The 12,048-nt window shown below is 68.3% G+C and carries 10 protein-coding genes; 5 read left to right on the top strand and 5 right to left on the bottom strand.

Annotated elements, in window-relative coordinates; genetic code table 11:
- Positions 1-81 precede the first annotated feature (81 nt).
- The 4 genes from ACLHIH_RS05460 to ACLHIH_RS05475 all read left to right on the top strand — a co-directional run bounded on the left by ACLHIH_RS05460 (position 82) and on the right by ACLHIH_RS05475 (position 5,439).
- Positions 82-2,124: a DUF262 domain-containing protein gene (locus ACLHIH_RS05460; protein ID WP_411315682.1), complete on the top strand. Its 2,043-nt coding sequence runs from the start codon at positions 82-84 to the stop codon at positions 2,122-2,124.
- A 158-nt stretch (positions 2,125-2,282) separates the two neighbouring features.
- Positions 2,283-2,939 carry a peroxiredoxin-like family protein gene (locus tag ACLHIH_RS05465; protein WP_411315683.1) on the top strand — a complete coding sequence of 219 codons (657 nt, stop codon included), beginning with the start codon at positions 2,283-2,285 and terminating at the stop codon, positions 2,937-2,939.
- Positions 2,940-2,998: 59 nt separating this feature from the next.
- On the top strand, positions 2,999-3,583 hold the full coding sequence (locus tag ACLHIH_RS05470) for a YdeI/OmpD-associated family protein (RefSeq protein ID WP_411315684.1): 585 nt from the start codon (positions 2,999-3,001) through the stop codon (positions 3,581-3,583).
- Positions 3,584-3,807: 224 nt separating this feature from the next.
- Positions 3,808-5,439: an ABC-F family ATP-binding cassette domain-containing protein gene (locus ACLHIH_RS05475; protein WP_411315685.1), complete on the top strand. Its 1,632-nt coding sequence runs from the start codon at positions 3,808-3,810 to the stop codon at positions 5,437-5,439.
- Between the two features lie 15 nt (positions 5,440-5,454).
- Here ACLHIH_RS05475 and ACLHIH_RS05480 read toward each other — a convergent pair whose 3' ends face one another.
- A complete protein-coding gene (locus ACLHIH_RS05480; RefSeq protein ID WP_411315686.1) occupies positions 5,455-6,009 on the bottom strand; it encodes a dihydrofolate reductase family protein in 555 nt (184 codons plus the stop codon).
- Positions 6,010-6,332: 323 nt separating this feature from the next.
- On the opposite strand from ACLHIH_RS05480, the gene ACLHIH_RS05485 reads away from it, so the two are divergent.
- Positions 6,333-7,736 (top strand): GntP family permease, encoded by a 1,404-nt coding sequence (locus ACLHIH_RS05485; protein WP_411315687.1) that lies wholly within the window; start codon positions 6,333-6,335, stop codon positions 7,734-7,736.
- An 80-nt stretch (positions 7,737-7,816) separates the two neighbouring features.
- Here the strand turns inward: ACLHIH_RS05485 and ACLHIH_RS05490 are convergent, their stop codons facing one another.
- Genes ACLHIH_RS05490 through ACLHIH_RS05505 form a run of 4 tightly spaced genes read right to left on the bottom strand, consistent with a single transcriptional unit; the run spans position 7,817 to position 12,021 of the window.
- Positions 7,817-8,770 carry a 3-hydroxyacyl-CoA dehydrogenase family protein gene (locus tag ACLHIH_RS05490; RefSeq protein WP_411315688.1) on the bottom strand — a complete coding sequence of 318 codons (954 nt, stop codon included), beginning with the start codon at positions 8,768-8,770 and terminating at the stop codon, positions 7,817-7,819.
- A gap of 50 nt (positions 8,771-8,820) precedes the next feature.
- A complete protein-coding gene (locus ACLHIH_RS05495; RefSeq protein WP_411315689.1) occupies positions 8,821-9,285 on the bottom strand; it encodes a ribose-5-phosphate isomerase in 465 nt (154 codons plus the stop codon).
- Positions 9,282-10,991 carry a dihydroxyacetone kinase family protein gene (locus ACLHIH_RS05500; protein WP_411315690.1) on the bottom strand — a complete coding sequence of 570 codons (1,710 nt, stop codon included), beginning with the start codon at positions 10,989-10,991 and terminating at the stop codon, positions 9,282-9,284. The genes ACLHIH_RS05495 and ACLHIH_RS05500 overlap by 4 nt, the downstream gene beginning before the upstream one ends.
- 40 nt (positions 10,992-11,031) lie before the next feature.
- Complete coding sequence (locus ACLHIH_RS05505; protein WP_411315691.1) at positions 11,032-12,021, bottom strand: sugar phosphate isomerase/epimerase family protein; 990 nt, start codon at positions 12,019-12,021, stop codon at positions 11,032-11,034.
- Between the last annotated feature and the right edge of the window lie 27 nt (positions 12,022-12,048).

Raw genomic sequence — 12,048 nt, forward strand, 5'->3', positions numbered from 1 at the left:
TCGGCGGGTGGGAGGATGGCATCATCGCGAGTCGTCGCCCAGCCACCACTCGATACCCCGCTCCGAAGGACGAACACCGCCATGACCACTGCCACGAACATCGACGCGACCGCGGTCAACACGATCGGTTGGCTGTCGGCACCCGACACCACGATCGTCGTTCCCGTCTATCAGCGGCAGTACCGCTGGGACATCGGCGGCTGCGAGCAACTGCTCGCCGACGTCCGCGCGGTCGCCGGAGCCCACGAGACCCACACCCACTTCATCGGCTCGATCCTCTCGAGCGCGACGACGACGGTGACCGAGTCGGGGTCGGATGCCGCGGAGCTCGTGCTCATCGACGGTCAGCAGCGCGTGACGACCCTCATGCTCCTGATCGCGGCGCTGCACCACACGGTGCTGCAGCAACCCGAGGTCGCGGGCGGCGCGGAACTCGCCACCGAGCTCGAGCGCGTGCTCGTGAGTTCGCACGGTGGCGACCGCACGAAGCTGCGCCCGCATCGCGCGTGGGCCGACGTCTTCGAGAGCGTCGTGCTCGATCGCCGCGAGCCCGGCGACGAGCTGCGGGATTCGAAGTTCGACGACAACTACGCGTTCTTCCGCAGCCAGGTCCCGCCCGAGGAGGTCCCCCGCATCTGGAGCGGTCTGCAGCGACTCGAGCACGTCGCCATCACCCTCGGTGCCGAGGCGAACGCCCAGCAGATCTTCGAGAGCCTCAACTCGACGGGCGAGCCCCTCCGCGACCACGAGCTCATCCACAACTACGTGCTCATGGGTCTCTCGCACGGCGAGCAGCGCGAGATCGAGGCATCCTTCTGGCTCCCCATCGAAGAGAACACGGGCGAGTCGATCGCGACCTTCTGGCGCCACTACCTCGTGATGTCGACGGGGCGCGAGATCGATGCTCGCGGGGGCCGCGCGGTGTACGACGCCTTCCGCCACGAGTTTCCTCGCCTCGAGCTCGAGACGCTGCGCGCGCTCGCGACCGAGTGGCGCGAGTCGTCGGCCGTCTATCGGGTGCTGCTCGACCCGTCGAGAGCACCCGATCCCGAGCTCGCGCGTCAGCTCGGCTACGTCAACACCTTCGGTCGCGCGATGTATCCGCTCGTCATGCGCGCCTACCGCGACTTCGCGCGAGGCGAGATCGATCGCGGCGCCCTCATCGAGACCCTCGAGAACATCCAGACCCTCCTGCTGCGGCGCACCGTCGTCGGGCTCGACACAGATCGTCTCGTCGCCCGACTGTGTCGCGCCCGCGAGCGCGGTGCCGAAGCGCTGCGGGAGGCGTTCGCTCGCATCACGCCGTCTGACGAGCGCGTGCGCATCGCCCTCAAGTTCGGCGCTCTCCCCCACCCCGCCTACGTGCTCGGGCGACTCGCGGGCGTCGACGACGTGCGGGGCCTCGACGTCGAGCATGTCTTTCCGCTCGCGCCCGCAGCGCAGTGGAGCGGCGACGGCGAGCGCGAGTGGGTCGACTACTCCGACGACGAGCAGAACAGTCACCGCGCCCTCGCCGACTCCCTCGGAAACCTGACCCTGCTCGAGCCGGAGCTCGCCGAGCGCGCGATCGACGCGTCGTTCCCGGTCAAGCGAGACACCCTCTACTCTTCGAGCGCTGTTCCGATGTCGCGCGAGATCGCCGACGTCGTGGCGTGGGGAACCCCCGCGATCGCCGAGCGCACCTCGCGCCTCACGGCGGCTTTCCTCGAGATCTGGGCGAAGCCCGCGACCGTGATGATCGACGACGACGGTCTCACACCGATCCTCGACGCCAAACAGCGTCGCGGGTGGCCGCGCGGGTGGGAGCGCGAGTTCTCCTACGTCGAGTACTGCGGCGAGCACTGGGAGGTCTACGACGTCAAGTACCTGTTCGACCGCGTGTTCAAGAGACTCTGGGCGGATGCTCGCGACGCCGTCGTCTCGTTCAGCGCACGTCGTGGCGGCCCCATCTTCGAGTCTCGCGCGTGGAACGGGCAGTGGCACGAACTCGACGAGTCCCACTTCCTCTACATGGGCTGGGACTCCCGCTACATGCTCACGGCGGTGCAGGGGGTGCTCGAGGAGGCGGGTCTCGCGTCGGAGGTGTCGGTCATGTATTCGTACACCGGCGCGGCGATGGACTAGACCGGGGCGAGATCGGGGACTAGACCGATCGCGGTCCGCACCGCGGGCGACCCCGGTGTGACGAATCATGACCTTCCTGGGCGTCGCCGCTCAGTGAGTCGACGTACTCTCTCGATTCGACCGGGTCTCGAGACTCGGCGGGAGGAGATCGAGAGACCATGACCGAGCCCACCATCCGCACGACCGTGTCCGACTTCAACGTCGGTTTCGCCGAAGCCGTCGGCCCGACTCTCTCAGAGGTCTTCGCGCGCGAACAAGCCGATCTCCAGGCCGCGGGTGTTCCCGACACCGCCGTGGCGGTCGGCGACCGCGTGCCGGAGTCGACTCTCCTCTCGGCCGACGGCGCCGAGCACACCCTGAGCGACGTGCGTGCGGGTTCTGCCGCCGTGCTCGTGTTCTATCGGGGCGCGTGGTGTCCGTATTGCAACATCACCCTCAAGCACTACAACGACACCCTCGCGCCCGCCCTCGCGGGTCGGGGCATCCCTCTCGTCGCCATCAGCCCTCAGACTCCCGAGGGCACCGAAGCGGCGATCCTCAAAGACGACCTCGGCTTCACAGTGCTGTCCGACCCGGGCAACGCGCTCGCCGGCCGCCTCGGCATCGTCACCGAGCCGAGCTCCGACGCGCGGGCCGCCCACACCGAGCTCGGTTTCGCGGTCGCCGACAGCAACGCGGATGCGACACCGGCGATCCCGTTCCCCACGGTCGTCGTCGTCGATGCCGACGGTGTCGTCCGCTGGGTCGACGTGCACGTGGACTACACCTCCCGCACCGAGGTCCCCGCCATTCTCGACGCCGTCGACGCGCTGTAGCCTCGAATCGTCGCGGTCGGCGATCGCGCTGACCGCACGACGGGAGGACGGTGCGCACCGTGGCGAGTTTCGCCGAGAAACCGATCCTCGATCTCACGATCGACGAGTGGACGCGATTCCTCGAGAACGATCCGCCCGATGCGGGGGTGCGCCTCAAGCTGCGCAAGAAGTCGTCGAGCGCTCCCGGCATCACGTGGTCGGAGGCGCTCGATGTCGCGCTGTGCTTCGGGTGGATCGACGGCCAGACCGCCCGGCTCGACGACGACTACACGCTCCAGGCGTTCTCGCCTCGGCGCAAGAACAGCCCGTGGTCGCAGATCAATCGCGAGCATGTCGCGCGACTCATCGACGCGGGGCTCATGCGCGAGGGCGGCTTCGCCGAGATCAAGCGGGCGAAAGCCGACGGCCGGTGGGATGCCGCCTATCGACAGAAGGGCGCGACGACGCCTCCCGACCTCCGGGAAGCCCTCGATCGCGACCCGGCCGCGGCCGCATTCCACGACGGCCTCACCAAGGTCGAGAAGTTCTACACCTATTTTCGCCTCGCCTCGATCAAGACGCCGGCGGTGCGGGAGGCGCGCATCCGCGACGTCGTCGAGAAGGCGGCGCGAGGGGAGAACCACTACGCGCCGCGCGGTCGCTGACCTCGTCCCTCCGGTCTGTGCCGCCCGAACCGGCACCGCCCTCGCGCGCCGCTGCACCCGGTGGTAGCGTTTCTGCCATGAAGTAACGAGGCTCTCGAGTCCGCCGCGCACCGCGCGGCCATCACTCTCTGCGGGATGACCTTCTCTCCCGGGTGATTCTCCTCCTCCCCTCTTTCTTCTATTGCCGGCCGGCGCTCGCCGCCCCGGCGCAAGGACTCGCTCTCATGTTGCCTTCGTCCACCATCACGTTTCGCGATCTCACGTTCGAGTGGCCCGACGGCGCGCTCGCCCTCCGAGGGCTCAGCGGGTCGTTCGGTCACGGCCGCACAGGGCTCGTCGGTCGCAACGGCTCGGGCAAGTCCACCCTCCTCCGACTCGCCTCGGGCGAACTCGCCCCGACCTCCGGGGAGCTCGACGTCTCGGGAGACGTCGGCTACCTCCGTCAGAGCGTTCCGCTGCACTCGGGCGCGACGGTCGCCGAACTGCTCGGCATCGACTCGACCCTGCGGGCCCTGCGCGCGATCGAGGCCGGAGATGTGGCGGTGGAGCACTTCGACGCGGTCGGTGACGACTGGGATCTCGAGTCGCGCGCGAGCGAGGCGCTCGACGACATCGGTTTCTCCGCGGCGGACCTCGACCGGAGGGTCGGCGAGGTCTCGGGGGGCGAGGCCGTGCTCGTCGCCATCGCGGGGCTGAGGCTGTCTCGAAAGGCGATCACGCTTCTCGATGAACCGACCAACAACCTCGATCGGGGTGCGCGCTCGACGCTTACGCGCCTCGTCGACGCGTGGCCGGGAACTCTCGTGATCGTCAGTCACGATCGCGCTCTGCTCGACCGGATGGATGCCACCGCCGAGCTCTACGGGGGCGGCTTCGAAGTCTTCGGGGGGCCGTACAGTGCGTGGGTCGAGCACCGCGACCGGGAGAACGGCGCGGCGGCGGATGCCGCGAGGGCGGCGCAGCAGGCGGTCCGCGTGGAGAAGCGGCAGCGCGCGCACGCCGAGACCACCCTCGCCCGCCGACGTCGGGCGGGCAAGAAGGCGCAGCGCGAGGGCGGGGTGCCGCGCATCGTGGCCGGCGGTCTCGCCCGCAAGGCGGAGAATTCGGCGGCGTCCCTCCGATCGACACTCGACGACAGGGTCACGGCCGCGACCGACGCCGCCACCGCAGCCGACGCGCGCGTGCGCGACGACGAGCACATCAGGCTCGAGCTTCCCGATCCGGGTGTCGCGCGAGGTCGGCGGCTCGCCGAGATCACCGGCGTCGCGGGGTCTCCCGGTGTCGAGCAGCAGTCGGTCGTGATTCAGGGCCCGGAGCGCCTCGCGCTCGTCGGGCCGAACGGTGCGGGCAAGACCACCCTGCTCGAGGCTCTCGTGGGTCGCGCCGAGGCGCGACCGGACCGCTCCGAACGCCCCCGCGCGCGCCTCCTCACCGATCGGGTCGGATACCTGCCGCAGCGCCTCGACGACGTCGACGACACCCTTTCGGCGGTCGACGCGGTGCGGGAGTGCGCGCCGGACACGAGTGCCGGAGACATCCGCAACCAGCTCGCTCGACTCCTGTTGCGGGGTCACGCCGCCGACAGGCCCGTGTCGACCCTCTCGGGCGGGGAGCGCTTTCGGGTGTCCCTCGCGCGCATGCTCTTCGCCGATCCTCCCGCCCAACTCCTCGTTCTCGATGAACCCACCAACAGTCTCGACCTGCAGAGCGTGGAGCAGCTCGCCGAGGCCCTCGACGCCTACCGGGGTGCCGTTCTGGTGGTGAGCCACGACGACGACTTCCTCGCGCGCATCCGCATCGACAGCGTGCTCGAGCTCGATCACGAGGGCCGTCTCCACCGCCGCCACCGGGATTGAGGCCCCCGGACATCGCTAGACGGCGCGCGCGACCTCGTAGACGAGTCGCGCGAACTGCCCGTGGGCCGCAGCGCTCACCAGCCGGAGGCGGTCTGACTCGATCCGCCTCGGCAGCAGCGCGGCACCGCCGTCGAGCACGACCGGGGCTACCGAGAGGGCGATGCCATCGAGCGCGTCGCTGTCGGCGAACTGACCAGCCAGATCACCCCCGCCGACCACCCAGATATCACCGTCATCCGCCGCGGCCCGAAGGGCGGGGACCACATCGATCACCGGTCCGCGGACGAATCGGACGTCCGCCCCCTCGGGTCGCGGAAGGTGACGCGTCGTGAATACGAATGTCGGACGGTCGCCGTGGAACTCTTTCCACTTGGCGGGGTTCGCGAGGATATCGCCCTCGTCGAGCACCCACTCGTACGTCGTCGACCCCATCACGAGCACGGTCGCATCACCCGGGACGAGCCCGTCGGCTGAGTCCGAGGAGACCGCGAAGAGCCACGAGAGGGAGTTCGTGTCGTCGGCGATGTAGCCGTTCATCGTCGTTGCCGTGTCGTAGAGGATGCGTTGCATGTCAGGACGATATCGCTGCCGTGTGACATCGACGGCGTGGAGCGAACCGCCGCGACACGCGTCACGATATCGGCCGCTCGGCCCGTCATCGAGAATCACATAGGATATATGCGACCGCTCGGATCGGACCACCGTTGGCCCGCGCCGAGCACCCCGCACGACCCTTCACACACGCCGGCAAAGGAGCTGCGCTTGAACACTCGGGAGAATCCGCGACCGGCATCCCCCGCCGTCGCACTCCCGGGTCGCCTTTCGCGGCACGCCGACACTGCACCTGCTCGTCGCACGACCCCGCATCCATCCCCAACAGAACCGAGTGACCCATGATTCTCGCTCTCGAAGCCGCGACAGAGACCACGCGGTCCGCGCCGGTGCTTCTCGGCATCGCCGCCGGAGCCATCGCGCTCTTGCTGATCCTCATCATGAAGGTGCGTCTGCATCCCTTCTACGCCCTCGTCATCGTGAGCCTCCTGACCGCGCTCGTCGCGGGCGTGAGCATCAACGACCTCCTCACAACCCTCCAGGGACCCTTCGGCACGACCCTGGGCAACGTCGCCCTGCTCATCGGGTTCGGCGCCGTGCTCGGTCGGGTGATCGAGATCTCCGGCGGAGCGCAAGTGCTCGCCGAGAGCATGATCCGCCGGTTCGGCGACAAGCGTGCACCGTTCGCTCTCTCGCTCGCGTCGTTCCTCTTCGCGTTCCCGATCTTCCTCGACGCGGGCTTCATCGTCATGCTGCCGATCATCTACCAGGTCGCCCGACGCTTGAAGGGCAGCCTGCTGCTCTACGCCCTCCCCGCCACGGGCGCGTTCCTCACGATGCACGGACTCGTGCCGCCGCACCCCGGCCCGACGGCGGCGAGCGGCATCATCGGTGTCGAGGTCGGCCTCGTGATCCTGGTCGCCCTCGCCATCGCGATCCCCACCTGGTACGTCGCGGGGTACCGTCTCGCCCTCGTGCTCGCGAAGCGCCAGCCGCACTTCGCCGTGCCCAACCTGCTCGGTGACCCCGAAGATCGCAGCGGACAGAAGCTTCCGAGCTTCTGGACCATCATCATGCTGCTCCTTCTGCCCCTCGTTCTCATCTTCCTGAACACGGGTGCCGCAGCCCTCGCGACCGACGGCATCATCGAGAACGACACCGCCCTCTACGGCGTGCTCACGACCGTCGGTGCCACGCCGATCGCCCTGCTCATCACGTCGCTCCTCGCGATCATCCTCCTCATTGTCATCCCCAACCGGGGTTCGGTCGGCTCCAAGATGGAGGAGGTCGTCGACGACGCCCTCGCCCCCATCTGTTCGATCATCCTCATCACCGGTGCCGGAGGGATGTTCGGCGGGGTTCTGACCGCGACGGGCATCGGCGGCGCACTCGCCGAGAGCCTCAACGACATCGGCATGCCTTTGATCGTCGCCGCGTTCGTGCTCGCCGCGATCATCCGGATCGCGCAGGGTTCGGCCACGGTCGCGACCACGACCGCCGCGGGTCTCATCGCTCCCGCCGTGATCGCTGCTGGCGACCAGAGCGCCCTGCAACTCGCTCTCATCGTCGTCGCCCTCGGTGCCGGAGGAATCGCGTTCTCGCACGTGAACGACTCGGGCTTCTGGCTCGTGAGCCGCTTCCTCGGCATGAACACGAAGACGGCGTTGCAGACCTGGAGCGTCATCGCGACGGCAGTCGGCCTCATGGCGTTCGCGATCACCTTCGTGATCTACCTGTTCCTCTAGCCCGTGTTCCGTTAGCGCACCGCACGCGAAAGGCCCCCGAACCGTGGTTCGGGGGCCTTTCGTCTGTGCGAGCCGGGCGATCAGTGGATCGGCGCGGGCCCGAGGTCTTCGACGAGCTTCTTCATCGCGACGTAGGCCTTGTTGCGATACGCCACGAGTTCCGGAGTGCGCTCGGCGGGCACGTCGAGGAATCCCGCGCCCGTCTTGGTGCCGAGCTTGCCCGCGTCGACGAGGTCTTTGAGGATCGCGGGAGTCGCGAACCTCTCCGGGAACTCGGTCTGGAGCGAGGCGTAGCAGAACGCGTAGACGTCGAGGCCCGCCATGTCGGCGATCGCGAACGGACCGAAGAACGGGTAACGGAACCCGAACGTCGTGCGCACGATCGTGTCGATGTCGTCGGGGGTCGCGACACCCTCCTCGACGAGCTGCGTGGCCTCATGGAAGAGCGCGTACTGCAGTCGGTTGAGCACGAAACCCGTCGCGTCCTTGACGCGCGCGGTCTCCTTGCCCGTCGCCGCGACGATCTCTTCGACCGTCGCGATGAGAGCCGTGTCGGTTCCCGCGTGCGGAATCAGTTCGACTCCCGGGATGAACGGAGCGGGGTTGCTGAAGTGCACGCCGAGGAAGCGCTCGGGGTTGGTCACCGCTTCGGCGAGAGTCCCGATCAGGATCGTCGACGTGTTGCTGCCGATGATGGCGTCGGGGCGGGCAGCCGCACTGATGCGCGCGAGGGTCGCGTGCTTGATCTCGATCTTCTCGGGAACGGCCTCCTCGATGAAGTCGGCATCGGCCACGGCGTCTTCGATGGATGCGGCGGGCGACAGGTTCTTCTCGAGGAGCTCGGTCGCGTCGGCGGGGAACAGGCCGTCGGCGACGAACTGCCGCGACTCCTCGATGAGCCTGTCGTAGTTGCTCTTCGCGATCTCCTCGGAGATGTCGGCGATCTTGACGGTCGCACCGGAGAGGGCGAGGACCTGGGCGATGCCACCACCCATGTATCCCGATCCGACGACGGCGATTGTCTTCTGTGACATTCTTTCCTCTTTCTAGTGGGGGGGAACTTCTCGAGCGGGCGAGCGGGAGCTCAGCTCTCGTACGATCCGATGGCGTCGACCTTCTGTGCCGAAGCCGACGTCTCGTCGAAGCGGTAATCGAGCCAGTCCGCCGCGAGCTTCTTGGCGAGCTCGAGTCCGATCACTCGCTGGCCGAAGCACAGCACCTGAGCGTTGTTGCTGAGTACGGACCGCTCGACCGAGTAGGGGTCGTGCGCCGTGACGGCGCGGATGCCGGTGACCTTGTTGGCGCTGATGGCGACGCCGAGGCCCGTGCCGCAGATGAGGAGGGCCCGATCGGCGTCGCCCGCCGCGATGATTCGCGCGGCGTCGACGGCGATGTGGGGGTAGTCCGTGTTCTCACTCGAGCTGATTCCCACGTCGACGACGCTCCCCACGCGAGGGTCGGCTTCGAACATCGCCTTGATCGCCTCTTTGTATTCGACTCCGGCACTGTCGTTTCCGACGACGATGCGCCACGGGGTGTTTTCGGTCATGAGTCCATCTCCTTTGCGAGTGCGGCGAGGATGAGCGAGAGCGAGACCGCTCCGGCATCGGGGTGACCGATGCTCTTCTCCGCCAGGGGTCGTGCGCGTCCCACCTTGGGGCGCAGTTCGGAGGTCGCGTCGGCCGCCGCGATCGCGACATCCGCCGCGACGTGGAGGGCCGCGACAGGCGCGACCGAGTCGCGAGCCTGAGCGTCGAGCGAGTCGACGTAGGGCGAGAGCACATCGATGAGGGTCTTGTCGCCGACCTCGGCCTTGCCGAGTCGCTGCACGGCGTCGAGGGCCGCGCGGGATGCCGCGGCCACGGCGGCCGTGTCGGGCTGGGCGGCCGAGGCGAAGCTCTGGGCGAATGCCGTGAGCCCGATGCCCCACAGCGCACCCGAGGTGCCTCCGGCCTTCTCCGACCACTCCGCTGCCGCGAGTGTCACGAGCTGTTCGACCCCGCACCCGTCGTCGACCGCGCGGTGGGCGGCGGCGGTGGCCGCTTCGATACCCCGCCGCATGCCGATTCCGTGGTCGCCGTCTCCGGCGATCGCGTCGATCCGGCCGAATTCCTCTTCGTGCTCTTCGACGACGGAGCGGACGACCTCGAAGAGACCGGCCGCGACGCGCGCGGCGTCCTTCTCCACATCGCTCGCGGGCACGACCTCGACGGCGAGGGCCTCCTGCAGGGTGCCCTCGGGGATGCGCTCGCGGGGTTCGGCGTTGCCCTTGCGGAAGGCCGGGGTGTCGGCGGGCGCTGACCACAGGGTCTCGAGCTCGTCGTCGACCCAGAAGAGGGTGAGCGACAGCCCCGCCATGTCGAGGCTCGTGACGAGCTCACCGACCTCGGGTTCGACGATCGTGAGCCCTTCGTCGCCGAGCAGCCGATCCACGTGACCGTAGAGCACGAAGAGTTCTTCGTACTTGACCGTGCCGAGCCCGTTGACGAGCACCACGACACGGTCGCCCGCGCCCTCGGGGCGATCGTCGAGGAGAGTCGTGACGAGGAGCTCGGCGAGATCGGCCGAGGCGGGGTGAGCGTGTTCGCTGATGCCCGGCTCGCCGTGGATGCCGAGCCCGAGCGAGAACTGACCGGTGGGAACCGAGAAGAGCGGTTCGTGTGCGCCGGGAAGGGTGGGGCTGCCGAACGCCACACCGAGCGATCTCGTGCGGTCGTTGGCCTTGATCGCGAGGCGCTCGACCTCGTCGAGGCTGTCTCCCCGCTCGGCCGCGGCACCCGCGACCTTGAACACGGTGAGGTCGCCCGCGATACCGCGGCGCTTGTGGATCTCGTCTTTCGACGCGCTCGCGATGTCGTCGGTCACGACGACCGTGCGGGTCTCGATGCCCTCGGCGTTGAGTCGCTCTTGCGCCTGGCCGAAGTGGAGAACGTCGCCCGCGTAGTTGCCGTAGCTCAGGAGCACTCCCCCGCCCCGGTTCGCCGCCTTGACGACCCGGTACACCTGCGACGCCGCGGGCGATGCGAAGAGGTTGCCGCACGCGGAACCGGCGGCGAGGCCCGTTCCCACGAGTCCCGCGAACGCGGGATAGTGACCCGACCCTCCCCCGATGACGAGGGCGACGGAGCCCTCGGGGCTCACGGTCGAGCGCACGACACCCCCGTCGACTCGAGCGACGTACTGGCGGTTGGCGGCGACGAGTCCGTCGATGGCCTTCTCGGCGAACTCCTCGGGCTTATCGAAAACGCGCGTCATTGCTTGGTTCTCCTCGGTGTTGTTCGGGGGCGCCCGGCGGTCAGCCGCGCACCGCGGGGGTGATCTGCTGGGTGACCCTGCTCGTGCCGAGGGCGTAGCCGTCTTTCTTGGGCAGCACCTGGCGACGCAAGTAGTCCTGGTTGGCCGCGCTCACGCTCAAGCCGTCTCCGCCGTAGCTCTCCGCGCAGATGATCCCCTGGAACCCGTTCGCGATGGCGAGCGCGAACGCCTCGCGGTAGTTGATGAGGCCGCTCTCCATCGGCGAGGGCATCGCGACGTAGTGGTCGCGCGCGACATCCTCGTCTCGGATGTATCCCTTGACGTGCCAGTAGTTGCTGTAGGGCAGCGTCTTCTCGAAAACGGAGTACCAGTCCTCGATCGGGCGGTGCAAGCGCACGAGGTTGCCGACGTCGGGGTTGATCCCCACGTTGTGCAGGTCGATGTCTTGCGCGAGCTGCGCGGAGGAATCCCCCGACCCGAGGTAGGTGTCTTCGTACATCTCGAGCGAGAGGAGGATGCCGACCTCGTCGGCGTGCTTGCCGAGCTCGCGCAGCCGCGTGACGGCGAGGTTCCAGGTCTCCGGATCGTTCTCGGGGTCCTGGTGGCCCTCGACGGTCCAGAACCAGAGCTGCTTCTTCTGCTCGGGGGTGAGAGCTTGGTGGAGTCCGACCGAGACGACGGCCATGCCGAGGTGTGCTGCGGCATCGATCGTGCGGTGGCTGTAGGCGAGGTTGTCTTCGCCGTCCTCGGGGTGGATGACGCTGCGGCGGATGGCGGAGATCACCGGGAGGGTCACGTCGGCGTCGCGCGCGGCCTGCGCGAGGTCGTCGAGCCGCGAGGCGGAGAGGTCTCCCGGTCGGAGCCAGCTGTCGGTGATGTCGACGGCGCTGAAGCCCGCGTCACGCACCTGCTCGAAGGTGTCGACCCACTCGGTGGGTTCGGCGTCTTGCACGACGGTGCCGTCGCGCTTGACCCCCGGAAATTGGATGAGGGCGCCGGTGATGGGCCAGTTTTCGGCGGTGAGGGCCATGAACACACTCCATTGGGTTGATCGTGT

This window comes from Marisediminicola sp. LYQ134 (genome assembly GCF_046599635.1).
In the GTDB taxonomy this organism is placed as follows: Bacteria; Actinomycetota; Actinomycetes; order Actinomycetales; family Microbacteriaceae; genus Marisediminicola.